At 71.8% G+C, this 22,667-nt stretch carries 29 protein-coding genes and 1 pseudogene; 19 read left to right on the plus strand and 11 right to left on the minus strand.

The annotated features are described in order from the left end of the window. The first annotated feature begins 161 nt into the window (after positions 1-161). The 4 genes from AMIS_RS14780 (at position 162) to AMIS_RS40530 (ending at position 3,336) form a co-directional block, all read left to right on the plus strand. The gene (locus AMIS_RS14780) at positions 162-1,505 is read left to right on the plus strand and encodes a sensor histidine kinase (RefSeq protein ID WP_014443118.1); all 1,344 of its coding nucleotides are present in this window, start codon (positions 162-164) and stop codon (positions 1,503-1,505) included. Next, positions 1,502-2,071 (plus strand): GerMN domain-containing protein, encoded by a 570-nt coding sequence (locus tag AMIS_RS14785; protein ID WP_014443119.1) that lies wholly within the window; start codon positions 1,502-1,504, stop codon positions 2,069-2,071. The genes AMIS_RS14780 and AMIS_RS14785 overlap by 4 nt, the downstream gene beginning before the upstream one ends. 119 nt (positions 2,072-2,190) lie before the next feature. Then, positions 2,191-2,808 (plus strand): STAS domain-containing protein, encoded by a 618-nt coding sequence (locus tag AMIS_RS14790; protein ID WP_014443120.1) that lies wholly within the window; start codon positions 2,191-2,193, stop codon positions 2,806-2,808. A 72-nt stretch (positions 2,809-2,880) separates the two neighbouring features. After that, on the plus strand, positions 2,881-3,336 hold the full coding sequence (locus AMIS_RS40530; RefSeq protein WP_051041997.1) for an STAS domain-containing protein: 456 nt from the start codon (positions 2,881-2,883) through the stop codon (positions 3,334-3,336). A 93-nt stretch (positions 3,337-3,429) separates the two neighbouring features. Here AMIS_RS40530 and AMIS_RS14800 read toward each other — a convergent pair whose 3' ends face one another. Beyond that, entirely contained in the window at positions 3,430-4,017 is a 588-nt protein-coding gene (locus tag AMIS_RS14800; RefSeq protein ID WP_014443122.1) for a BON domain-containing protein, read from the minus strand. Between the two features lie 265 nt (positions 4,018-4,282). On the opposite strand from AMIS_RS14800, the gene AMIS_RS14805 reads away from it, so the two are divergent. Continuing rightward, on the plus strand, positions 4,283-4,582 hold the full coding sequence (locus AMIS_RS14805) for a response regulator (protein WP_083888637.1): 300 nt from the start codon (positions 4,283-4,285) through the stop codon (positions 4,580-4,582). A 23-nt stretch (positions 4,583-4,605) separates the two neighbouring features. Here AMIS_RS14805 and AMIS_RS40535 read toward each other — a convergent pair whose 3' ends face one another. After that, positions 4,606-5,187, minus strand: coding sequence for a fibronectin type III domain-containing protein (locus AMIS_RS40535; protein WP_014443124.1), 582 nt, complete (start codon positions 5,185-5,187; stop codon positions 4,606-4,608). Between the two features lie 242 nt (positions 5,188-5,429). On the opposite strand from AMIS_RS40535, the gene AMIS_RS14820 reads away from it, so the two are divergent. Together AMIS_RS14820 and AMIS_RS14825 are read left to right on the plus strand one after the other, a co-directional pair. Then, positions 5,430-6,911: a SulP family inorganic anion transporter gene (locus AMIS_RS14820; RefSeq protein ID WP_041830868.1), complete on the plus strand. Its 1,482-nt coding sequence runs from the start codon at positions 5,430-5,432 to the stop codon at positions 6,909-6,911. Continuing rightward, positions 6,862-7,323 (plus strand): MerR family transcriptional regulator, encoded by a 462-nt coding sequence (locus AMIS_RS14825; protein WP_386934676.1) that lies wholly within the window; start codon positions 6,862-6,864, stop codon positions 7,321-7,323. Before AMIS_RS14820 ends, AMIS_RS14825 begins: the two co-directional genes overlap by 50 nt. 18 nt (positions 7,324-7,341) lie before the next feature. Here the strand turns inward: AMIS_RS14825 and AMIS_RS14830 are convergent, their stop codons facing one another. Beyond that, positions 7,342-7,968, minus strand: coding sequence for a GntR family transcriptional regulator (locus AMIS_RS14830; protein WP_014443127.1), 627 nt, complete (start codon positions 7,966-7,968; stop codon positions 7,342-7,344). Positions 7,969-8,071: 103 nt separating this feature from the next. On the opposite strand from AMIS_RS14830, the gene AMIS_RS14835 reads away from it, so the two are divergent. Together AMIS_RS14835 and AMIS_RS42680 are read left to right on the plus strand one after the other, a co-directional pair. After that, a complete protein-coding gene (locus AMIS_RS14835) occupies positions 8,072-9,319 on the plus strand; it encodes an MFS transporter (RefSeq protein ID WP_014443128.1) in 1,248 nt (415 codons plus the stop codon). A 129-nt stretch (positions 9,320-9,448) separates the two neighbouring features. Continuing rightward, a pseudogene (locus AMIS_RS42680) lies at positions 9,449-9,550 on the plus strand (rhodanese-like domain-containing protein); the annotation flags it as partial. 67 nt (positions 9,551-9,617) lie between these two features. On the opposite strand, the gene AMIS_RS14840 reads toward AMIS_RS42680, so the two are convergent. Then, a complete protein-coding gene (locus tag AMIS_RS14840; protein ID WP_014443130.1) occupies positions 9,618-10,181 on the minus strand; it encodes a Dps family protein in 564 nt (187 codons plus the stop codon). Positions 10,182-10,310: 129 nt separating this feature from the next. Between AMIS_RS14840 and AMIS_RS14845 the strand changes: the two genes are divergently transcribed. Continuing rightward, positions 10,311-10,586, plus strand: coding sequence for a hypothetical protein (locus tag AMIS_RS14845; RefSeq protein WP_014443131.1), 276 nt, complete (start codon positions 10,311-10,313; stop codon positions 10,584-10,586). Positions 10,587-10,699: 113 nt separating this feature from the next. On the opposite strand, the gene AMIS_RS14850 is transcribed toward AMIS_RS14845, so the two are convergent. Next, positions 10,700-11,452, minus strand: a complete 753-nt coding sequence (locus tag AMIS_RS14850) for a hypothetical protein (protein ID WP_014443132.1) — start codon at positions 11,450-11,452, stop codon at positions 10,700-10,702. Between the two features lie 84 nt (positions 11,453-11,536). Between AMIS_RS14850 and AMIS_RS14855 the strand changes: the two genes are divergently transcribed. Continuing rightward, complete coding sequence (locus AMIS_RS14855; protein WP_014443133.1) at positions 11,537-12,085, plus strand: DUF4262 domain-containing protein; 549 nt, start codon at positions 11,537-11,539, stop codon at positions 12,083-12,085. Here AMIS_RS14855 and AMIS_RS14860 read toward each other — a convergent pair. Next, entirely contained in the window at positions 12,055-12,621 is a 567-nt protein-coding gene (locus tag AMIS_RS14860) for a DUF4760 domain-containing protein (RefSeq protein ID WP_014443134.1), read from the minus strand. The genes AMIS_RS14855 and AMIS_RS14860 overlap by 31 nt on opposite strands. Positions 12,622-12,713: 92 nt before the next feature. On the opposite strand from AMIS_RS14860, the gene AMIS_RS44090 reads away from it, so the two are divergent. Genes AMIS_RS44090 through chrA form a run of 3 tightly spaced genes read left to right on the plus strand, consistent with a single transcriptional unit; the run spans position 12,714 to position 14,381 of the window. Beyond that, positions 12,714-12,878, plus strand: a complete 165-nt coding sequence (locus AMIS_RS44090) for a hypothetical protein (protein WP_014443135.1) — start codon at positions 12,714-12,716, stop codon at positions 12,876-12,878. Then, positions 12,856-13,227, plus strand: coding sequence for an arsenate reductase ArsC (locus AMIS_RS14865; RefSeq protein ID WP_014443136.1), 372 nt, complete (start codon positions 12,856-12,858; stop codon positions 13,225-13,227). The genes AMIS_RS44090 and AMIS_RS14865 overlap by 23 nt, the downstream gene beginning before the upstream one ends. Beyond that, complete coding sequence (gene chrA / locus AMIS_RS14870) at positions 13,224-14,381, plus strand: chromate efflux transporter (protein ID WP_014443137.1); 1,158 nt, start codon at positions 13,224-13,226, stop codon at positions 14,379-14,381. The genes AMIS_RS14865 and chrA overlap by 4 nt, the downstream gene beginning before the upstream one ends. Positions 14,382-14,388: 7 nt before the next feature. Here chrA and AMIS_RS14875 read toward each other — a convergent pair whose 3' ends face one another. Further along, complete coding sequence (locus AMIS_RS14875) at positions 14,389-15,498, minus strand: hypothetical protein (protein ID WP_014443138.1); 1,110 nt, start codon at positions 15,496-15,498, stop codon at positions 14,389-14,391. Further along, complete coding sequence (locus tag AMIS_RS14880; RefSeq protein WP_014443139.1) at positions 15,498-15,992, minus strand: SigE family RNA polymerase sigma factor; 495 nt, start codon at positions 15,990-15,992, stop codon at positions 15,498-15,500. Before AMIS_RS14880 ends, AMIS_RS14875 begins: the two co-directional genes overlap by 1 nt. Before the next feature lie 177 nt (positions 15,993-16,169). Between AMIS_RS14880 and AMIS_RS14885 the strand changes: the two genes are divergently transcribed. Next, on the plus strand, positions 16,170-16,646 hold the full coding sequence (locus tag AMIS_RS14885) for a Crp/Fnr family transcriptional regulator (protein WP_014443140.1): 477 nt from the start codon (positions 16,170-16,172) through the stop codon (positions 16,644-16,646). A 4-nt stretch (positions 16,647-16,650) separates the two neighbouring features. On the opposite strand, the gene AMIS_RS14890 is transcribed toward AMIS_RS14885, so the two are convergent. Next, positions 16,651-17,511 (minus strand): endo alpha-1,4 polygalactosaminidase, encoded by an 861-nt coding sequence (locus AMIS_RS14890; protein WP_014443141.1) that lies wholly within the window; start codon positions 17,509-17,511, stop codon positions 16,651-16,653. A 116-nt stretch (positions 17,512-17,627) separates the two neighbouring features. Here AMIS_RS14890 and AMIS_RS14895 point away from each other — a divergent pair, with 116 nt between their 5' ends. Then, positions 17,628-18,233 carry a DUF4352 domain-containing protein gene (locus tag AMIS_RS14895; RefSeq protein ID WP_157434869.1) on the plus strand — a complete coding sequence of 202 codons (606 nt, stop codon included), beginning with the start codon at positions 17,628-17,630 and terminating at the stop codon, positions 18,231-18,233. Here AMIS_RS14895 and AMIS_RS14900 read toward each other — a convergent pair. After that, positions 18,223-18,756 carry a hypothetical protein gene (locus AMIS_RS14900; protein WP_014443143.1) on the minus strand — a complete coding sequence of 178 codons (534 nt, stop codon included), beginning with the start codon at positions 18,754-18,756 and terminating at the stop codon, positions 18,223-18,225. The genes AMIS_RS14895 and AMIS_RS14900 overlap by 11 nt on opposite strands. A 64-nt stretch (positions 18,757-18,820) precedes the next feature. Between AMIS_RS14900 and AMIS_RS14905 the strand changes: the two genes are divergently transcribed. From AMIS_RS14905 to AMIS_RS14915, 3 genes are all read left to right on the plus strand, one after another. After that, positions 18,821-19,636 carry a MerR family transcriptional regulator gene (locus tag AMIS_RS14905; protein ID WP_014443144.1) on the plus strand — a complete coding sequence of 272 codons (816 nt, stop codon included), beginning with the start codon at positions 18,821-18,823 and terminating at the stop codon, positions 19,634-19,636. Between the two features lie 34 nt (positions 19,637-19,670). Further along, a complete protein-coding gene (locus AMIS_RS14910; protein WP_014443145.1) occupies positions 19,671-20,003 on the plus strand; it encodes a nuclear transport factor 2 family protein in 333 nt (110 codons plus the stop codon). Between the two features lie 72 nt (positions 20,004-20,075). Further along, the gene (locus AMIS_RS14915; protein WP_014443146.1) at positions 20,076-21,263 is read left to right on the plus strand and encodes a glycosyltransferase 87 family protein; all 1,188 of its coding nucleotides are present in this window, start codon (positions 20,076-20,078) and stop codon (positions 21,261-21,263) included. A gap of 7 nt (positions 21,264-21,270) precedes the next feature. Here AMIS_RS14915 and AMIS_RS14920 read toward each other — a convergent pair whose 3' ends face one another. Next, positions 21,271-22,665, minus strand: a complete 1,395-nt coding sequence (locus AMIS_RS14920) for a sensor histidine kinase (RefSeq protein WP_051041998.1) — start codon at positions 22,663-22,665, stop codon at positions 21,271-21,273. Between the last annotated feature and the right edge of the window lie 2 nt (positions 22,666-22,667).

Raw genomic sequence — 22,667 nt, forward strand, 5'->3', positions numbered from 1 at the left:
CCATGACAGTTGGGTGACAAACCCGGTGATGTGCGGCCACGGGCGGGCGGTGACACGCGGGCGAGGCATCATGCGGGTATGAGCACCACGCTGTTGGTCGAGAATGACGACCCTGTCGGGCACCCGGCGACGGTGCGCGGCCCGGGCCGCACGCGGCAGCCGTGAGACCGATCGGCCTGCGCGCCCGGGTCAGCGCCGCCTTCGCTCTCGGCGCGCTGTCGTTGTCGTTCTGCATCAGCCTGGTGTCCTACGAATCCACCCGCAACACCCTGTTCGCCGAGCGGGAGCGCACCGCGGTCCGGGCCACCTACTACGACGCCGCGGTCGTCAACGCGGGTCTCGGCGGCCGCGATCCCGATGTCCTCGAGGTGCTGCGGTCGCTGGACACCGGCTCCGACCGGTACGTGCTGTTGCACCGGGACGGGCAATGGCACTCCCGGAGCGCCGACCTGGCCGCCGACACGGCGGTCCCGCCGTCATTGCAGGAGATGACCGCCCAGGGCGAGGCGGGTGCGCAGCGGGTCCGGCGTGACGGCACGCCCGCGCTGATCGTGGGCGTCCCGCTGAGCGGGTCCGCCGAGTTCTACGAGATCATCTCGCTGGAGGAGCTGGAGCGGACCCTCCAGACCCTCGCGCTGGTCCTCACCGCCGTGGCGATCATGGTGGCGGCCGGCGGGGCAGCCGTCGGCTGGTACGTCACCCGGCACGCGCTGCGCCCGCTCGCCACGGTCGCCGACGCGGCCCGCGACATCGCCGCCGGCGACCTCACCACCCGCCTCGACCCGGACACCGAGCCCGACCTCGCAGCGCTGTCGGCCGCGTTCAACGACATGGCCGATCAGCTCGCCCGCCGGCTGGAACGCGACCGCCGGTTCGCCGCCGACGTCAGCCACGAACTGCGCTCGCCGCTGCAGACCCTCGAAGCCGCCGCCAGCGTCATCGAGAAACGGCGGGAACACCTGGACGACCGGACGGCAGCCGCGGTCGGCCTGCTCACCGCCGAGATCGACCGCTTCCAGGCGCTCGTCAACGACCTGCTGGAACTGGCCCGCAGCGATCAGCCGGTCCAGCGCGAGGCCGTGGAGCTGCCGCAGCTGGCCGAGCGGGTGTGCCGTTCCCGTGGTCTGCCCGCCGGTCTGCTGGAGGTCACCCCGGACGCGGCAGCGACGTGGGTGGTCGACCGCCGCCGTGTCGAGCAGGCCCTCGGCAACCTCATCGACAACGCCATCAGGTACGGCGGCGGCCCCACCGCTGTCCGGGTGGGCAACGGATTCCTCGAGGTCGATGACGCGGGCCCGGGTGTCGCCGCCGTGGACCGGGCCAGCATCTTCGACCGGTTCGTGCGCGGCCCGGCGGCCCATGCCCGCGGTGACACCACCGGCACGGGTCTCGGGCTGGCCATCGTCGCCGAGCACGCCGCCGCCCACGGCGGCTGTGCCACCGTCACGGAGAACCCCGCCGGCGGAGCCCGGTTCCGCATCGACCTACCAGGATCTCGACAATGAGCGCAGGACGCTGGATCGCCGCCGTCACCACAGCCCTCGTCACCCTCACCGCCTGCGGGGTGCCCGCACAGGAGGAGGCCCATCCGGTCACCCTCCCGCGACGACCGCTCAACGTCGGCGCGACATCGGCCGCGGCCCCACCGGCGGGAGAGGTCGCGCTGGTGCTCTGCCTGATCCACGACAACCGGCTCACCCAGACGGTCCGGCGCGTCGACGCGCCGCCCGACCCCCAGCGCCACCTCGACCAGCTCGTCACCGGACCCACCGCGTCCGAGCAGGCACAGGGACTCTCCACCGCGCTGGCGACCACCGCGCTGACCGTGCGGATTCCCGCGGGAGAGACGACCGCGGCGGTCGAGGTGAACGAGGCCGGTGAGGGCGCCGCGCGCAGCGACGAGGTCCTGGCGTACGGGCAGATCGTGTGCACGCTCACCTCCCGCGCCGACATCGCAGCCGTCGCGTTCCTGCGCGGGGGCCAGCCGCTGCAGGTCCCGCGCGGGGACGGCACGCTCGCGAGCGGTCCGCTGCGGGCGGCGGATTACCGAACCCTCATCGGCCCGGCCTGACGCTCACCCGTTCTGTCACGGGACTGTCACGTGATCGCGAGTCGATCGCGAAACCGGGCGAGGACTGTGGACGGTGGACTGTCCACCGGCGGCTGTCCGAGGCGCGGCGAGGAGTGACGATGACGGTGGTGCCCGAGCGCGGCGGATCCCAGGCTCATCTGTTGTGCGACAGCTGCGGCGCCGCGGTCACGCTCGATGGTTGCGGCATGCACGACACCACCGTCGGGTACGTCGCCGTCTCCATGATCGGATGGACCGGTTCCCCGTTCGCCCGCGGGCCGCATCGCTGTCCCGGCTGCGCTCCGGGCCGGCGGGGCCGCTCGGCCGGTGACGACGCGGACGCGGGCAGAGCCGAGCTGGTCGTCACCGACACCGCCGCGATCATCAGGGTGGGTCACTCCATCGGACCGCTGCAGATCGTCGTGCGGAAGGCGGCCGGGGTACGGCGTACCCTCGTCGTGGATCTTTCCGGTCTCACCAGCTGTGACACCGCCGGGATCGCAGCGCTCGTCCGGGCCCGCAACGTCGCGCTTCACCACGGAGGCGAGCTGCTGCTGGCCGCGCCGCCGCCGATGCTACGAGCCCGGTTGCGGGTGCGGCGCCTGCACACCGCGTTCCGGACCTTCGGCAGCGTGCGGCATGCCATCGCGGCCACCCGGCCGGAAGTGAGCGGCCTCATCGCCACGGCCGCGCACCACCCGGCCCACCCGAGGCGCGGCCTTCTGTCAGAGGATTGACATGAAGCCGTGTGCTCACTGCCACGTGCCTCGGCCACTCTCGTTGTCACTCCAGTGGGAAGGACGACGAGCATGATCGAGCCTGGGGCTGCCTCGCGCAGCACCGCCACCGTACCGTCGGGCGTGGACACGGTCCGGATCGAGGAGCATGGCGGCGCCGCCGTGGTCGCGGTTCGCGGCCACATCGACGCCGGGTCCGCGCCGCTGCTGCGGGACGCTCTGGCCTGGGCTGTCACCTGTCACGAGCGGGTCGTCGTGGACCTGTCCCGCGGCGGATCCATCGACCGGGCGGGACTGAGCGTGCTGATCGCCGCGCAGGACCGCGCCGCGAGCCGGGCCGTGCAGCTCTGCTTCACGGCGCCGTCCCCGCAGTTGCTGTCCGCGCTGTGCGAGATGCGCGCGGGCGAGATGCTCGCGGCCGTCGACGCGACGGCCCCGCGCCCGCAGCTTCAGCCGTGCGACGACGCCGCCTTCTCGCTGCCCCGGCCCTCCCGCCGACTCTGGTTCTCCCCGCGCACCGCCGGTTGAGCCTGCGCGAGCGGCTGGAGCGTGAGCCGGCGGCGTACGACGTCATGGCCGGGTCCGAGACCCGCAGGGTGCTCGTCGAGCCGCGCCGTCCGGTCAGGACGAGGCGTGACCGGGAGCGCCGGCGTCGCCGGTCGACGTGTCGGCCCGGCGGGCAGCCAGCTCCAGCGTGCCGGCCAGAACCAGGCAGGACACGGCCACCACGAGGCCGCCACCGGCCGACCAGGGTGACAGGATGACCCAGAGCAGCACCGCGAGGACGCACATGAAGACCGCGGTGAACCGCGGCAGCGCCCTGCCTCGGCGGGGACGGTGCTCCTGCTCGGCGGGCATCGGCTCGTCGTCCCACCGGGCGATCAGCTCATCGAACGGATCCGGCTGCAGGTGCGGCACGTCGTCGGTGACATCAGCCGTCCTGGACAGTGTGAGCCGATTGCAGATGTCCGCGACGCCCGGCGTCGAGCGGGCCAGCTCTGCCGCGGTGATGCGGGCATAGAGGGAGCTGACGGTTCCGCCGAGGGTGACGACCCGGTTCTGCACTTCCACGGTGACGGGTTCGTTCGCCAGGGCCGGCTCCCGGGCGATGCGCTCGAACACCGCGACGGTGAGCTCCGCATCCGGGCTCGCGGCGGGTCCTCCGGGCTGCCGGTTGAACCAGGCGTCGTCGAAGGGTAAGGGCCACACGATGGCGCTCCGAACTGGTTCGGTTGATGGTGCTTTCGCTTCGCGGCGCATCGTCGGTGCGATACGCGGATGATGTCCGCGCCGGACGGCGGCGCCCGAACCGGTGCGCCACCGTCCGATGCGTACGAAGACCCTCTCATGGTCTCGGAAAGCGACTATTCACGAGCGGCGTGGCGGTTGCGCCCCGGTCGTATGACGAAGCCGTGACAATGCGATCGGGGTGCCCTGGGCTGGCTGATCCCGGGCGGAGGGTTCGCCCGCTTATCTGGCGGGGAGCACGCCGTTCGCCCGGCCGGGCCGGCCCGATCTGGTCCTCCTGGACCTGAATCTGCCCGGAGGTGACGGCCGCATGGTGCTGCGGCACATCCGTGCGGATCCGGCCACCGCTGCGGTCCCGGTCGTCCTGCTGGTCGACTCGCCCGCGGCGGAGGAGATTCTGCGTGCCGAGTCCCTGCAGGTTCAGGGCTATGCGGTCAAGCCGATCGACTTCGATCGGCTGGTGGCGATCGTCGGTTCGCTGACTGAGCTCGGCTTCTGGTTTCCGTCACGTCGCCGTGCGCTGTGACAGGTGGCGCCGGATGAGCCTGGTCAGGTGGTGGAGACGACGCCGGACCGGGCGACGGTGGCCGTCCGGACCCCGTTCTGCCAGGTCGGCTGCCGGACGGCGTCGACCGAGAAGACGTACGGCGTGCCGGCCTCCAGGCCGGTGACGGTGGCGGTGACCTCGGCGCAGCCCTCGCCCGGCTCGGCGTCGGTCCAGCCGATCTCCGGCTGGGCGCCGATGACCAGGCTCTGCGAGATCGCGGTCACCTTGTAGGTCGTCACGGTCGGGTCACCCGGGTGGTACCAGGTGACCGTGGCGGTGGTGGCGGCCGGTGTCACGGCCGCGACGGTGATCCGGCCGGGCCGGTGGGCGCCGGTGCACCGCGGGTCGAGTGCCTCGGCCTCCTCGGCGGGTTCGAGTTCGGGGAGTTCGTCCTCCTGCTCCGCGACGGGCGGGGCGGCCGGCTTCTCCTCTTCCTCCGCCACCTTCTGGCCCTGCTCGACCAGGAGCCAGCTCTCCCCGGCCTGCCGGGCCGCGGCCTCCTCCTCGGTGGCCTCGCAGCCGGCCAGGGTCACCGGCAGCAGTGTCAACGCGGCGAGACGAAGGGAAAGCGTGCGGCGCGGCATGGAGGGGCCTTCCCGTCGGGGGAGTGAAGGTGCCACCACCATCGGCCGCCGTGGTCACGCTTGAACCCTTACCGCGAGGGAACGGGTGATCATCGCCACCCGGCGAATCGGCAACTCTACCCTCACCGGAGAGTAGAGTCGGTGCGCCGGGGCGCGGCGATTCCGCCGTGCGCACCGATGCCGCCTGGTAAACCCGTACTGAACAGGGCCGGCACCGCCGTGCCCGAACGGAAATGAGCTGCATGTCTTCGCTGTCACCCGCGGCCCCGCCGCGCTTGTCGCGCCCGTCCTGGCTCGCCTCGCCCCGCGTCCTGCGCACCGAGGTCCTCGCCGGTCTGGTGGTGGCGCTGGCGCTGATCCCGGAGGCGATCTCGTTCTCCATCCTGGCCGGCGTCGATCCTCGTGTCGGCCTGTTCGCCTCGTTCACGATGGCCGTCACGATCGCCTTCACCGGTGGCCGGCCCGCGATGATCAGCGCCGCCACCGGGGCCGTCGCCCTGGTCGTCGCGCCGCTGGTGAAAACGCACGGCCTGGACTACCTGATCGCGGCGGTCATCCTGGGCGGCTTGATCCAGGTCCTGCTCGCGGTGCTCGGTGTCGCGAAACTGATGCGGTTCATCCCACGCAGCGTCATGGTCGGCTTCGTCAACGCGCTCGCGATCCTGATCTTCACCGCTCAGGTGCCGCACCTGCTCGGCGTCCCGTGGCTGGTCTACCCCCTGGTCGCGGTCGCGCTGGCGATCATGGTGTTCCTGCCGCGGATCACCACCGCCGTGCCCGCGCCGCTGGTCGCGATCGTGCTGCTCACCGCGTTCACCATCCTGTCGCACGTGAGCGTGCCGACGGTCGGCGACGAGGGCGCCCTGCCCGACAGCCTGCCCGCGCTCGGCATCCCGAACGTCCCGTTCACCCTCGAGACGGTGCAGACCATCGCGCCGTACGCGCTGGGTGTCGCTCTTGTGGGGTTGATGGAATCCCTGATGACGGCGAAGCTCGTCGACGACATCACCGACACCCACTCGGACAAGACCCGTGAGTCCTGGGGGCAGGGTGTCGCGAACATCGTCACCGGCTTCTTCGGTGGCATGGGCGGGTGCGCCATGATCGGGCAGACGATGATCAACGTGAAGGCGTCCGGCGCCCGTACCCGCCTCTCCACCTTCCTCGCCGGGGTTTTCCTGCTGATCCTGGTGGTCGCGCTCGGTGACGTGGTCGCGCTGATCCCGATGGCCGCGCTGGTGGCCGTCATGATCATCGTGTCGGTGTCGACGTTCGACTGGCACAGCATCGCCCCGGCCACCCTCAAGCGGATGCCGGCCGGCGAGCTGATCGTCATGGTGACCACCGTGGCGGGCACCCTCAGCACGCACAATCTCGCCGTCGGCGTGGTGCTCGGGGTTCTGGCCGCGATGGTCATCTTCGCCCGCCGGGTCGCGCACTTCGCGTCGGTCGAGAAGAACGGCAACACCTATGTCGTACGGGGGGAGCTGTTCTTCGCCTCCAGTAACGACCTCGTGTACCAGTTCGACTACTCGGGCGACCCGGACCACGTGATCATCGACCTCTCCGGAACCCACGTCTGGGACGCCTCGTCCGTGGCCGCCCTCGACGCGATCACCACGAAGTACGCGCAACGCGGCAAGACCGTGGAGATCACCGGCCTGAACGAGGCCAGTGCCCGGATGCACGAAAACCTCGCCGGACAGCTCGGCGCCGGTCACTGAGACACTGGATCTCATGACCGCGGGACACATGCAGATCGGCGAGGCCGCCGACCGGGTCGGACTGAGCATCCGCACCATCCGCCACTACGAGGAAGCCGGCCTGGTCCTGCCGTCGGCGCGCAGCGAGGGCGGGTTCCGGCTCTACACCGAGCCCGACCTCGACCGGCTGCGCGTCATCAAGCGGATGAAACCGCTGGGCTTCACCCTCGACGAGATGCGTGACCTGCTCACCATCCTCGACGAGCTCAGCGACCCGGCCGTCACCGGCGACGACCGGGTCGCCCTGCAGGAGCGGCTTGGCATGTTCCACGCCGCCGCGCAGAACCGGGTGCAGGCGCTGCGCGACCAGCTCGCCATGGCCGAGGGCTTCGCGGCGCAGATCGCCGAACAGATCCAGCGGCACGGCGGCTGACCGGCTCACCGGCGACGGTCAGGGCTTGTAGTTGTCGTCGAGGTGCTTGCGCAGCGTCTCGGTGAAGCCGTCGGTGTCGCCGGTGCGCAGCTGCTCCACCAGTGTCACGTGTTCGGCGATGATGTCGTCGCAGCGGGCGAGCAGGTGGTCGCCCTTGCAGAAGAGCAGGAATCGCTGGCGGTCGGCCAGCCGGTCGTTGAGTTCGAGCAGTACGTCGTTGCCGGCGGCTTCCACGAACGTGCGGTGGAAGCCGATCGTCAGCTCGATGAACCGGCGCACGTCGCGTTCGGCGAGGGCGTCGCGCTGGGCGTCGATGGAGGTGTGCAGCCGGGCGGCGAGCTGGTCGCGGACGGTGGCGCTGATCCGGCTGGCGCCGGCGGCCTCGAGGATGAGGCGCGTGTCCTGCAGGTCGGCGATGGCGCGTTCGCTCAGGCCCTGGACGAGGGCGCCGCGTTTGGGGTAGATGACGATCCAGCCCTCGTCCTGCAGCCGGCCGAGCGCGGCTCGGACCGGGGTGCGGCTGACGCCGATCTCCTGGGCGAGGCCTTCCTCGCCCAGCATGGCGCCGGCTTTGTGCGCCCCGTTGAGGATGCCGTCCCGGATCGTGCGGTAGGCGCGTTCCGCCGCGCTCGTGCTCGCGTCCACAGTCGTCCTTCCGTGGTGACGTGACAGTCATTCTCCCCAGGCCGGCCGGCACGGCTTCACCGCGCTCTTCCCTAACTAGGATACATGATGTATACAAGACGCCATGGCCATCTCCAGCTATATCGACGATCCCGAAGCCCAGCTCGCTCTCCACCAGCGGACCCTGAGCGTCGTGATGGCCTCGCAGGTGTTCAGCGGCGCCGGGCTGGCCGCGGGCGTCACCGTCGGCGCCCTGCTCACCGAGCAGATGCTCGGCTCCAGCGCCTTCGCCGGGGTGCCCGCCGCCCTCTACGCCGGTGGCTCCGCGATCGCCGCCCTCACCGTCGGGCGGCTGTCCCAGCGCCTCGGCCGCCGCGCCGGGCTGGTCGCCGGCTATGTCGCCGGCACGATCGGCGGCGTCGGCGTGGTCGTCGCGGCGGGCCTCGGCAGCGTCGTGCTGCTGTTCCTCTCCCTGCTGGTCTACGGCGCCGGCACCGCCACCAACCTGCAGGCCCGCTACGCCGGCACCGACCTGAGCGGTCCGCACCGCCGCGGCCGGGCGGTCAGCTCGGTGCTCGTCACCACCACCGTCGGCGCGGTGATCGGGCCGAACCTGGTGGCCGCCACCGGCCGCGCCGCCGAGAACTTCGCGCTTCCCGCCCTGGCCGGCCCGTTCGCGCTGGCCGCCGTCGCCTACGCGATCGCCGGGCTGATCCTGTTCCTGCTGCTGCGCCCGGACCCGCTGCTGGTCTCGCAGGCGATGCAGGCCCAGGCCGGGCCCGCCACGGCGGCCGGGCCGCGGACCGCGCCCCGGTCGTCGGCGGGCGTGACCGCCGGCGCCGCCACGATGATCCTCACCCAGCTGGTCATGGTCGCGGTGATGACCATGACGCCGGTGCACATGCAGAACCACGGTCACGACCTCGCCGCCACCGGCCTGGTCATTTCGCTGCACATCGCCGCGATGTACCTGCCGTCGCTGGTCACCGGCATCCTCGTGGACCGGGTCGGCCGGGTGCCGGTCGCCGTCGCGTCGGGCGTCACGCTCCTCGCCGCCGGGCTCGTCTCGGCCACCGCTCCGGAGGACTCCGTCGCGCAGCTCGCCCTCGCCCTGATCCTGCTCGGCCTCGGCTGGAACCTCGGCCTGGTCGCCGGCACCGCGATGATCAGCGACGCCGCCCCGATCGAGCAGCGCGCGAAGATCCAGGGCAACGTCGATCTGTGCATCGCCCTGGCCGGCGCCGGCGGCGGCATCGCCAGCAGCCTCGTCATGAGCGCCACCAGCTACGCCACGCTCTCCATCGCCGGCGGTCTGCTGGGCCTCGCCATGATCCCGTTCGTCGCCGCAGGGGCGCGCCCGTCCCGAGCCTGACCGTCGTGGAACGACGGAGCCGCGCATGAACCCGCTTGAAGCCGTCGGCCCCGCCGAGGTGAGCTCCCGGTCCAGCGCCACATGGCGTACCCATCGATCTGGTGTGTTGCCGCTCTGGGCGGCCGAGATGGATACCGGTCGTCGGTCGCCGCGAGCCTGCTGCGCGCCGCCGGCCACCCGGACGTCTCCGACCTGCTCGGCGGGTACGGCGCCTGGCAGCTGACTCGATAGTGCCGGCGGTCGAGAACGCGGACCGGGCCGCGGAAATGATTCCGCGGCCCGGTTCGTCCGGAAGCGATCAGCGCTTGGTCTTGCGGGCCGCGGCCTTCTCGGTGGGGGCGCCGGCCGTCTTCAGGGTGCCCTCCGGGGTCTCCAGGTGGGCGCGGATGAACCAGTGGTACTGCTCCAGCACGCCGGCCTGGGCGACCAGCAGGTCCTCGGTGACCGGGTCGAGCTCCTCGGTCTTCTCGATCGCGGTCCGGTGGTCCTGGATGACACCGGTGTAGACCAGGTCCAGCGCCGCCAGGTGCGCCTCGGCGCCGGCCCGGCCGATCGAGTAGTCGTCCCAGGTGCGCTGGGCGACCAGGGCGCCCGGCGTGCCGATCGGGGAGCCGCCCAGCGTGGCGATCCGCTCCGCGGTCGCGTCCACCATCTGCCGGACACCGTCGACCTGCGGGTCGAGCATGGTGTGCACGGCGATGAAGGTGGGGCCGACCACGTTCCAGTGGACGTGCTTGAGGGTCAGGGCGAGGTCGTTGAGCGCGTTGAGGCGGTCCTGCAACGTCGACACGACCTCGGCGGCGGCGTCCGGCTTGAGGCCCGGAACCGTGTAGTTGACAGCGGTGTCGTTCTTGCGTGCCATCGTCGACCATTCCTCTCGTTTGCGATTCCCTGGCCCAATGCCCGGCGAGGAGCGGGGCAAACAAACCGTCCTGTGTACGCCGGTTGCTACGGTCACCACGGAATCGATCAACACGGGAGCGGAGTGGTCATGGAGCCCCAGTACTGGCAGCTCGCCGTCGTCGCCGCCATCGTCGGTCTCGCGGTGTGGGCGTACCGCAGGTCACAGCGGGCGACGCTGGCCGTCGCCGCCGTCGTCCTGCTGATCACCAGCGGCCTGTTGTTCTACACGTTCGTCCTGGACGAGCCGTACCTGGAGCGGGACGCGAACGGGCTGCTGGACATCGCGGCATGGGTCGGCATTCCCGCGCTGCTCGGCATCGCCGCCGGCGCGCTCGCCGTCCGGCGCGGCAGCCCCCGGGCCTGACTCCGTCTACGTGCCGGCGACACGGCGGCCGCCGGGCATGCCCTTCGAGCGCCCGCATCATGCCGGCGCCGACAGCCGTTCGCGCCTCTCCGCTGGTCGCCACGATCCTCGCATCATAGGCGCGCCGGCCCTTGATGAGCGTCGATGACGAAGCGCTCCACCCGTCCCACCCATCGCTGGCCGGGCGGGTCGACGTCGTCGGTCCACGGTGTCCACGTCACCGCATCGCCGTCCCAGCGGACCGACCTCAGAACCCTGGCCGCCGCGGTGAGCGTCGCCGGTGAATCGTGGCGCCGGCTGACCGCCGCGACCTCACCCGTTGCGCCGGTGACCACCACCCACGACCAGGCGTCGCCGTCACCGTCGATCTCGTACTCGGCGTGTGCGGTGAACCTGCGGCCGGGCCGGGCCTTCGACGGCCCGCGCCGGTGCAGCCGGCACTCGTCGCGGCGGCAGGCCCGGTACGCGTCGACGATCGGTTGCCGTTCCCAGCCCAGCGCCCGGGCCAGTCCGAGCATGTGCTGCTGCAGCCAGTCGAGGATCGCGAGGCGGCGCTCCCGATCCGCAAGCCCGAGCACGGCGGCGTCGAACGGGACCTCGTGCACCTCGCCCAGCCCGAGGGAGGCGTCACCTGCCCCGGCCGCGTAGGTGACGGTGTCCGGCGTGTCGGCCGGGATGAACCTGATCCATGACGTCTTCGCCACCAGCGGCGTGCCGGCCGCGAGGTGCTCACTGTAGAGCTTGGTCACGACGGTCGCGGCCTTGGCGAACCGCTCGGCATCGGACAGCGGCCGGTCCAGCGTCCGCTGCGGGAACACCACCGGATCGGTGTCCACGGATCGAATGCGAATCACCCGTGCCGGCATGGTCGCGAGGCTACCCGGCGGGGGTGCGATGATCCCTGTTGGCTTCAGTGAGAAGTCCGAAACGGATCGCCATCGAGGTGGGACATGCCCGACGCCGGCTCCGGCTGCCGATGTGTGCTGTGCGCGCCACCGCCCCGCGAATTCGGCAACCCGTGGGTGCACCGGATGCTCGCCGAGGTGCGTACCCGGCAATGGTCTGTTCTCGGTGTCGCCGAGGACGACGAATTCCCCGGCTGGGCCTACACCGTCGGCCTCACCCACTCGCACGGGCTCGCCGAGCTGGCGATGTTCGGCCTGGCAGTCGACGACCTCCAGCACTGGGTCAGCACACTGGCCGCGGCGATGACCTCCGGCCGGGTCGCCCCCGCCGCGAGCCCGATCGACCCGGCGGTGCTCGGCCTGCCGGTGCACCTGCGCCCGATGGATCCGTCCTGGCACGAACCGCTCTTCGGCATGGCGCACCACTTCTATCAGGGTTCCCACTTCCGAGTACGGCAGATCGTCTGGGCCGACCGCAGCGGACGCTACCCCTGGGACGACGGCGTGACCGAGCAGTCCCGAGAGGGTCAGCCTCCCGGATGGCTGCCGGCAGACCGGGCAGGTCACCGCTGGCTGGACCTGCTGACCGAGTGAGCCGCCAAGCCCGGGTTTTCCTCCCGGCCGGGCATGACCAGCAAGCCCCTCCGCCGGGTCAGCTTCAGCGAGTCGGCTCGGTGCGCCCGCGCGGCGAGGTCCTCCAGGAAGTCCAGATAGGGCCGCTGCTGCAGGTCCCGCTCCGCCCGGATGAACGGCTCAAGGCTCTCCCAGATGCGCCGGATCCGGTAGTTGATCGTGGTCAGGACCAGCTCCTCGTCGACGCAGCCGAAGGAGACCAGGATCCCGATCGAGTCGTAGAAGTTGATGACCTGGAGAGACTTCGACAACAGCGGCTCGGGGAGTCCCGAGATGCCGGCGGACGGATCGATCGAGGCCAACTGCTCCAGCATGGCCCGTTCACTCCGCTGGAAATCGGGCCGGCCATAGTCGCGAGTGAGCAACTCGATCGCGACAGGCAGATGATTGGCGTTCCGCATCGAGCGAAGCTGCCGCGACGAGATCACCGATGAGATGGTCAGCGCCGCCATCGAGATCATGACGGCGACAACAGCGAGCACGGTCTGCACCTCCATGAATGCAGAGTGTCACTGTGTCGCAACTGAGAGTGGCCCTGGCGCGTCGATTCGCGCCATTGCAACAAATCAGTTTGATGTAATCTGCGGGCGTGCTGACGCCACCGCCCGGGTTCGTGGTCGCCGCCGCGCATCCGCTGCGGTGGCGTTTGCTCGGTGAACTGGCCCGCGGCGACCTCGCCGTGCGGCAGCTGACCGCGCTGCTCGGCGAGCCGCAGTACCTGGTCTCCCCAGATGGCCGAAGCGCTGCTGCGTGACCGCTCCGGTGGCACGGTGCGGGCCGCCAGCGCCGGGAGCCGTCCGAAACCGATCCATCCGTACGCCGTGAGCGTCATGGCCGCGCGGGGCATCGACCTGAGCGGGGCGCGATCCAAGCACCTGGACGAGTTCAGCGGCCAGCGGTTCGATGACGTGATCACCCTGTGCGACCGGGTCAAGGAGGTGTGCCCGGAGTTCCCCGGGCACCCGCGACCGGTACATTGGAGCATCCCCGACCCGGCCGCCGACCCGGACGGGCAGCTCGCCGTGGAACGGGTCGCCGACGACCTCGACCGGCGGATCGGTTTCCTCCTGCACACCCTCACCGCCGTAAAGGAATCGTCATGACCGGCCCGCACCGCGCCGGCCTCGGAACCGTCCTCACCGAGTGGGGGCGGATCGGCTGCATCGGCTTCGGCGGACCGCCCGCCCACATCGCCCTGCTCCGCAAACTCTGCGTCGAGGATCGCCGCTGGCTGGACCCGCAGGAGTTCGAGGACGCGATCGCCGCCTGCAACCTGCTCCCCGGCCCGGCCTCCACGCAGCTGGCGATCTTCTGCGCCTGGCGGGTCCGCGGCCGGGCCGGTGCCCTGGTCGGCGGGGCCGCGTTCATCCTGCCCGGATTGGTCGCCATCCTCGCGCTCGCCGCGCTGTTCCTCGGCGACCCGCCCACCTGGGTGAAAGCCGCCGGCGCCGGAGCCGGCGCGGCGGTCGCCGCGATCGCCTTGCAGGCGGGGACCAGCCTGATCCCCGCCGGCTGGAAGCGTGCCACCCAGCACAGCAACCGCCGGCGCTGGGCCGCCTACCTGCTGCTCGGCACGGCCGCCGCGGCGACCGTCGGGCCGTGGCTGGTGCTGGTCCTGATCGCCTGCGGCATCGCCGAGATCCTGGCGCAGCGGCTGCCCGCCCCCGAGCGGCGACCGTCGAGCGCGGTTCCGCTGCTCGCGGCGGCCGGGCTCGGCGGTGGTGTGCTGCTGCCGCTGGCCTGGACCGCGCTGAAGGTCGGCGCCCTCTCCTACGGCGGCGGGTTCGTCATCATCCCGCTCATGCAGGCCGACGCGGTCGAGCAGCACCACTGGATGACCGCCGCCGAGTTCCTCAACGCGGTCGCCCTCGGCCAGATCACTCCCGGCCCGGTCGTGCACACCGTCGCCGTGGTCGGCTACGCCGCCGCCGGGCTGGCCGGTGGGCTGCTCGCCGCCGCCGTCGCGTTCAGCCCTTCGTTCGCCTTCATCCTGCTCGGCGCGGACCGCTTCGACCGGCTGCGCGGCAACCAGCGGGTGCGGGCCTTCCTCGACGGCGCCGGCCCGGCGGCGGTCGGCGCGATCCTGGGCTCCGCGGTCCCGCTCGTCCGGGCGCTCTCCGAGCCCTGGCAGTACGCGGTGCTGGCCGGCGCGGCGCTGCTCACGCTCGGCCTGCGCCGCGGACCCGTACTCACGCTGCTGACCGCCGCCACCGCCGGTGCCGTCATCGTCGCCGCCGGAGGCGGGCTCCCGGGATGACGCTTCCTCACCCGTCCAGCGGCAGCCAGGTGTCCACGTCCCCGCAGTCGCTGACGGTGAGCTCCCCGGCCATCCGCATCGCGTCCGCCTGCGGGATTCGCCCACTGTCCGCGATGTTCAGCTGCAGGTGACAGGTCCCGCTGTCCACGACCACGATGCTGCCGCCCTCGGGCGGGGTCAGCGCCTTGGTCTGCCGGTCGATGTACCAGGCGTCGTGCCCGCCGGCCCGCTGCGGCGCCGGCAGATTCGGGTGGATCGCCTCCCAGTCCCGGTCACCCTTGCCCGTCTGCGCGAAGACGGTCAGCGGCGCGTCCCCCGCTGCCGGCCCGCTGTCGTACCCGTAACCCACCGCCGCCGACTTGCCGCTGAGCAGCGTGGTGTCGTGCAGTTCCAGTCCGGTGACCCGCAGGCCGGACGGGAGCCAGCCGAAGCGGAACGGCACGCTGACCGGCCGGGGCGGATCCTGCACCCGCAGATCCCGCGCCACCTCGATCAGCTCGGCCCGCACCTTCGGTGTCACGGCGTGCCGGTACAGGACGACCCAGGCGCCGGACGCCTCCTGCCAGCCCAGGGCCGGCCCGCTGGTCTTCGCCGGCGTGTTCCGCTCGGTCAGGGGAAGCATGTCGACCTCGCGCGGCAGGTCCGGCGCGTACCAGGCCTGTCGCTCACCGACCGTGACCGGCTCGCCCCGGCGCAGCGCGGCCGGGTCGTAGGCGCCCGGGTCGAACACCACCACGGTGGCGCCCTCGTTGACGGTCAGCTGCTCGGGCCGGGCCGCGGTCACCTCGGTCCGGTGAGCGACCTGCGCCTCCTCGTGCCCGCCGACGCTGACCCGCCACGGGATCACGAAGTCGGAGCCGGGCGCCATCGCGGCGGACATCTCGGTCACGCTCCGGAACGGCGGCGTCTCGGCCGGGAGCGTCCTCTCGCGCAGGGCCGGCGGCACGGCCACCGCCGCCACGGCCACGACGACCACGGCGGCGGCGCCCTGGACGATCCGCCGGCGGCGCCGGATCCGGCCCGCGCCGGCCCGGGCCCGCTCCACCATGCCGGTTCCGTCCGGCGCGGCCTCGGCGCGGCGAGCCAGCGACTGCTGAAGATCTTCGAGGGTACGCATCACAGCACCTCCACGGGCGGAACGGTCGTCGGGCTCAACTCGACGCGGAGCGTGGCCAGCGCCCGGCTTGCGTACGCGCGGACGGTCGTCGGCCGGCATTTGAGCACCTCAGCGATCTCCGGGTCGCTGAGACCCTCGTAGTAGCGCAGCACGATCACCGCGCGTTGCTGGCGTGGCAGCCCGCTGAGCAGCCGCCACACCTCTTCGTCGGGCCGGTCCGGCGCCCGTTCCGCCGCGGCGGGGTCCGGTGTGGCCCACCCGAGCGGCACGGTCGGCACCCGGCGCCGACGCAGGAACGACAGGTACTCGTTGGTCAGCATGGTGCGGACGTAGGCGTACGGCTCCTCCAGCGCGCCGATCCGGCGCCACTTCAGCAGCGCCTTCGTCAGCACGTCCTGCACCAGGTCGCTCGCCTGCTCCCGATCCCCGGACAGCAGCACCGCGTACCGCAGCAGCGCCGGCAACCGCGCCGCCGCGAACTCCTCGAACTGCACATGTCCCTCCCCGTCGATGTGTCGCCGATAGAAGAACGCGACCCTGCCCCGAATTGTTGTGCCGGGGACCTTCGACCCGGGGGAGACCTGCGGACGGCCCTGACCGGATGCGGCGGGTGGCGCTTGACTGGCGGTGCAACGGTCCGTCAGCCGCCGTCACCGAATCGAGGTGCAGACGTGTTCACCACCGTCGAAATGCTCGCGCAGCAGCCGTTCCTGGCCGGCCTGACCGAGCACCAGCTCGACCTGCTGGCCCCGCTGACCAGCCGCTCGATGTTCCACGCCGGCAACCGGATCCTCCGCGAGTCCGCGCCGGCCGACCAGTTCTGGCTGATCACCGAGGGGAGCGTCTTCCTGGACAGCGAGGTCCCCGCGTACACCAACGTCGTCCTCGAGACCCTGCGCGGCCCGGCCGTCCTGGGCTGCTCCTGGCTCTTCCCGCCGTACCGCTGGCAGTTCGGCGCGGTGGCCGTCGACACCACGCACACCCTGACCTTCAACGGCCCCCTGGTCCGCGCCCTCTTTCAAACCGACCCCGCACTGGGGTACGAACTGACGACCCGTTTCCTGCACGTGATGAGCAACCGCCTGCAGGCCGCCCGCCACCGGCTCGCCGACTTCCAGCGCGCGAGCGGGCACCGTACCCAGCTGTGACCGGTCAGCAGGCGTCCCGGACATACCCGCCGGAGTCCGGCGTGCCGACATCGCGGTCACGCATGACGATCGAGAGCCGGCCACGATAGGCGTCGCACGCCGCGGCGAAACCGTCCCGGGTGTACTCCACCACCAGCACGTGGTCACCGTAGGAGGCGGTGTAGACGTCACACTCGTCGAAGGCGGCGCACTCCTCGGTCACCGCGAAGTCGAACCCGGCCGCGCGGGCGCCGGCGCCGCTCAGCTCGGCGGTGTTCTTCTGCCCGCTGGCCAGTCCGGCGGCGTGGGCGCGGGCATTGAGCGTGGTGGCGTACCCGATGGCCTGCTCCTGGGTGAGCAGACCCCGGGACCGGGTGTAGGAGTCGAGGTTGTCCGCCTCGACGGCCTGGAACCCGTCGGCGGCGCACTGATCGATCCAGGCCCCGACGACGGTGGCGAGCTCGGCCCGTTTCGCGGCGGTGGAGAAGTCCAGCAGAGCCTCGTCCCAGTCCTCGTCGATGACCAGGTCGCCGCCGGAGTCGCGCAGCAGCAGGCCGGGGTGGTGGGTCTGCCACCACTGCTCGGCGCCGGGCTGCGCCTGGTAGGCGTTGACGTAACAGACGTTGTAGAGCCCGGTGGCCGGTTCCGCCTCGCGGTCGCGGCTGACCACGGTGACTCCGGCGGGTGGCGGATAGGCGCCGCCGAGCTGATAGTCGAAGCCCGCGCCGGCCGGCGGTGGCGTCCAGGTGCCAGCGGAGGCCGGGGCGGTCTGGGCCGGAGGCGGGGAGTCGTCGCACCCGGCGACGCTCCCGGCAGCGACGATCGCGACGACGGCCGTCAGAATCCGGGCGGTAGTTGAGACGCTCACCCTTTGATCATGGGTCATGCCTTCTTGTCCGATCAGGTGGAGTATGCCGCTGATCAGGCGAAATCGGTGGCTCGGAGCGGGATGGTGACTCACAGTGAGGGGGAGGGAGCGGGAGTGGTTCTATGCCGTACCGGATGGAAACGCGGCGGCGGCGCGCGTCGCCGTTCGCCGTGGTGATCGCGCTGGTCGTCTCGGCGGTGGCGGTGGTCGCGCTGTTCGCGGCCGGGATCGTTGCGGAACGCGTGAACCGTGCCGGGCCGGTCGCCGCTGCCGGCGCCCCCGCGGAGAAGCCCGCGAAGAAGCCCGCGAAGACGCTCGCGGAGACCGCGAAGCGCACCGCGCGGCCGCCCGGCGTCGGGGACCCGGTGCGTGACGGCAAGTTCGAGTTCGTGGTCTCGCGGGTGGACTGCTCACGCACCAGCTTCGGCATCGAGCAGCTGAAACGTACCGCTGAGGGCCGGTACTGCGTGGTCACCCTCTCGGTGCGCAACATCGCCGACGAGCCGAAGTACTTCCTCGGTCTCGCGCAGAAGGCCCGGGACACCGACGGCGAGGAGTACGGGTACGACGAGGTCGCCGGACTCTACGCCAACCGGAACACCCGGACGTTCCTGGAGAAGCTGAACCCCGGTGACCGGGTGACCGGTGATCTGGTCTTCGACATCCCGCGGCGGGTCACGCTGGCCGCCCTGGAGCTGCACGACTTCCCGCTCTCCGGCGGCGTGACGGTCACCCTCTGAGCGCGGCCCCACGCGCCGGCGGTCCGACGCCGGAGTGACGGCCGGGCCGGCGCATCGCGTGGCGCTGCCCTGGGCCGGGGCCGGACCGTGCGGCGAGCGCGTCGGCGACGGCGCCGGTGGCGAACGCGTACACCGTCTTGTGCAGCAGATCGACCGCCAGCTCCGCACGTGGCCAGGTCTGTGGCGGGGCGCCGACGCCGGTGAGGTTCTCCAGGATCTGATCGTTGGTCAGCCGCACGACCGCGAACTTCGCCGACGCCCACGGTCCCCGCAGACCGGCGTGGGCCATCACCGAGCGCAGCACGCCCAGCAGCATCCCCTGGCCGAAGTGCATCGCCCAGTTCACCGGCACCGGTTGCCGTCGCGGATGCTCGCGCATCCCGGTGAGACGCTCCAGCACCCGCGCGGGCACGTGTGAATCGGGGCGCCCGGTCACCCGCTGCTCGATCTTCTCCCCGGCCGTCATGACCAGGACTCCGGCCGTTCCGGCGGCCAGGCCCTCCCAGAGCGCACGTCGCAACATGTCAGGCGGATTCCCGTCGGCGGGCGATCCAACCATTGGTTTCGCGGCGGGGGAGACTGTGCCGATGCGCGACGGGTTGACGATCGGGGAGTTCGCCACGCTCAGCCATCTGAGTGTGCGGACGCTGCGCCGGTATCACGAGGCCGGCCTGCTGGAGCCGGCCGACGTGGACCCGTTCACGAGGTACCGCTACTACCGGCCGGACCAGATCGGGACCGCTCAGGTTATTCACCGGCTGCGGCAGCTCGACGTGCCGCTGGCCGAGGTCGGGGCGATCATCGCGACCGACGACCCGCAGCAGCGGGCCGCGCTGATCGGCGGTCACCTGCGGCGGTTGGAGGAGGAGCTGGACCGTACCCGGTCGGCGGTGGTGTCGCTGCGCCGGCTGCTGCGCCCGGACCCGGCGGACCTGGCGGTGGAGATCCGCTCGGTTCCGGTCCGGCCGGTGGTGGCCGTCCGCGCGTCCGGGGTACGGCTGGAGGACTCGCTCGGCTGGTTCGGCGCGGCGATGGACGAGCTGGACGCGGCGTTTCCGCCGGGTGAGCGCATCGGTGCGGCGGGTGGGATCTACGCCAACGAGCTGTTCACCGAGGGTGCCGGTGACATGACCGTGTTCCGGCCGGTGCGGGAGCCGCGTGCCGCGGGGCGGATCGCGGTCGCGGAGCTACCGGCGGTTGATCTCGCGGTGACCGTGCACGCGGGCGCCCACGACGACATCGGTGTCACCTACGGCCGGTTGGGTGAATGGGTGGCGGCGCACACGCTGGGTGTCGGGGGACCGGTGCACGAGACGTACCTGGTCGGTCCGCGGGACGGCGTGGGCGTGGATCACTGGCGTACCGAGATCGGGTGGCCGGTTTTCCGGGTGGCGGGGGCTTGACTCTCCCCCTGGGGGAGGGCTGACCGTCGAGGGCATGGACATGACATTGCCGGCCCCGATCAGCACCTATCTCGCAGCGCACCGGGAGCACGACACGACCACGGCGATCGCGGCGTTCGCCGCCGATGCCACGGTGACCGACGAGGGGCGTACCCATGAGGGTGTCGATCAGATCCGGGCCTGGATGGAGAAATCCTCGGGGGAGTTCACCTACACCACCTCGTTCGTGAGTGCCTCTCGCGACGACGCCGGCGGGTGGGACGTGGTGCAGCACCTGGAGGGTGACTTCCCGGGCGGGGAGGTCGACCTGCATTTCCGGTTCGCGCTCGAGGGCGACCGGATCGCGCGGCTCGTGATCGAGCCGTAGGCGACAGGCACCGGGGAGATCCACGTAATACGATGCGATCATGGAATTCTGCGCGACTGCGGGCGTGCCCCGGTGAAGTGGTCACGCGTCGCGGCCGGTCCCGCGCCGGTCCTGGCCGTGGTGGTCGTCGCGGCCGCCGTGGCGGGCGCGGTCGCCTGGGCGGACCTGCCGGCCAGGCTCAGCGTCCACGGTGGATTCGTGGATCTCTCCGCTTATCGGTACGGCGGTCGCCTGGTGCTCGACGGCCTGCCGCTCTACGGGTCCCGGGACCCGGCGACGAACCTGCGGTTCACCTATCCACCGTTCGCGGCCGTGCTCATGGCGCCGCTGGCGCTGATGCCGTTCTGGCTGGCCACGGCGTTGTGGACGGCCGCGTCGGTGGGCGCGCTGGCCGGGGTCGTCCTGGTGGTGGGCCGGGTGCTGCGCGGCCCGGTCGCGGGGTGGCAGGTCGCGCTGGTGACGCTCGGCGCGCTCGCCCTCGAACCGGTCTGGCAGAACCTCACGTTCGCCCAGATCAATCTCCTGGTGATGCTGGCGACGATCATCGATCTGGTACGGCCTGATCGACGCTGGTCGGGTGTCCTGCTCGGCGTCGTGGCCGGGGTGAAACTGACGCCCCTGGTCTTCGTCGTCCTGATCGTGCTGGCCGGGCGGCGGGCGATGGCCGGGCGGGCGCTGCTGGCCTTCGCCGCCACTGTCGCGATCGGGTTCGCGGCGGCACCGCGGTCGGCTGTCACGTACTGGACCGACGACCTGGTCTCGGCCGGCCGGGTCGGGCCGCCGGAGCTGGCGCACAACCAGTCGGTGTTCGGCGCGCTCACCCGGCTGCTCGACGACCCGCCGCCGACGGTGCTGTGGCTCGCGGTCGCCGGTCCGCTGGCGCTGGCGGTGGTGATCGTCGGCGCGGTGTGGTGGCGTCGCGGAGACCGGGTGCTCGGCGCCTGCCTGGGCGCGGTGGCGATGCTGCTCGCCTCGCCGATCTCCTGGTCGCACCACTGGGTGTGGGCGGTTCCGGTCGCGATGATGCTGTGGCAGCGCAGCCGGTGGGCGGCGGCCGCGTGGACCGCGGTGTTCGTGTTCCGTCCGTTCGTGTGGCCGCCGTGGGGTCAGCAGCGCGAGTTCGGGTGGACGGCGGCCGAGCAGGTGCCCGGCGAGGCGTACCTTCTCGCGGCGCTGGCCCTGGCGGTGTGGGCGGCGGTGCGCGTTTTTTCTGCCGGCGTTCCCGCCGCTCGGCAGCCGGCGGCCACGCTCCGGCGATGAGGGGCGGCTACGACATGTCGGTCCGAGTGTGGCCGCGCGCCCGCTGTTCCCCCGAGCCGCCGGCGGTGGGCAGGCGCACCCGCAGAGCCGCGCCGTGCCGCAGGTCGAGCACGTCGATGCTGCCGCCGTGGGCCTCCACGATCTCCCGGGCGATGGCGAGTCCGAGGCCGGTTCCGCCGGATTCGCGCGAGCGGCTGTCGTCGAGCCGGATGAAGCGGCCGAAGACGCGCTCACGGTCCTCGGCGGCGATCGGCGGGCCGTCGTTGCCGACCACGATCTCGGCGGCGCCGTCGCCCGCGGTCAGGCTGAGCGTGACGGTGCTCCGGGCGTACCGGAGGGTGTTGTCGGTGAGGTTGCGCAGCAGGCGGGCGAGGCGGTCGGGGTCGCCGGTGACCCGGACCGGGTCGATGGCGCCCTCGACGACGAGGTCGGGCCGTTCGACGACGACCCGCTCGCGCGCGGCGTAGAGCAGGTCGTCCAGGTCGACGTCGTCACGGCGTACCAGAAGCTCCTGATCGTCGGAACGGGCCAGCAGAAGCAGGTCGTCGACGAGACGGGCCATCCGGCGGCTCTCGTCGTGGATGCGCCGGACGGCACGGGCCGGGGTCTCGCCGAGATTCGCGGCGGCGAGCAGGTCGGCGTTGGCGTGGATGGTGGTGAGCGGGCTGCGCAGCTCGTGGCTGGCGTCGGCGACGAAGCGCCGCTGGGCGGCCGCCGATCGCTCGATCCGCTCCAGCATGGTGTTCATGGTCCGGGCCAGCGCGGCGATCTCGTCCTCCGCGATCGGCACCGGCAGGCGCGCGTGCAGACTCGTCGCCGTGATGGAGGCGGCCCGCCCGCGCATCGCCTCCACCGGGCGCAGCGTGCGGCCCACGAAGAAGAACACCGCGACGCCGACCGCGGCGGCCAGGATCGGCAGGCCGACGAGGAGTGCGGTGAGGATCGCGTTGCTGCCGTAGCGGACGAATTCGAGGGAGACCGCGACCAGTACGGTGCGCTCACCGGCCGGGGCGCGCACGCCGGTGGCCTGGATCCAATACGCCGTGGACTTCTCGTACGCGGTCGCGCCCACCGCCGGACGCAGCGCGGTGAGCGGCGTCCGGGAGGTGGCGCGGCGGGCCGTCACCGTGCCGTCGGCGTCGATGATCTGGACCAGGCTGCCCCACGAGTCCTCGCGCAGGGCGAACCGCAGGGCCGTCGCGTCGCCCGAGGCCACGGCCGCGGTGACCTGGTCCGACCGGTCGTCCGCGGCGTCCTGGATGTCGGCGAGCAGGAGCGACCGTGCGGTGATCAGTAGAATTCCGCCGGCGAGGACCGAAGCGACGGCCACCACGACGCCGGCGGTCAGAGCGGAGCGCATCCGTACGCCCAGGCGCCGTCGTAGCCTCAACAAAAGCGGCATAT

This window comes from Actinoplanes missouriensis 431 (assembly GCF_000284295.1).
GTDB lineage: Bacteria > Actinomycetota > Actinomycetes > Mycobacteriales > Micromonosporaceae > Actinoplanes > Actinoplanes missouriensis.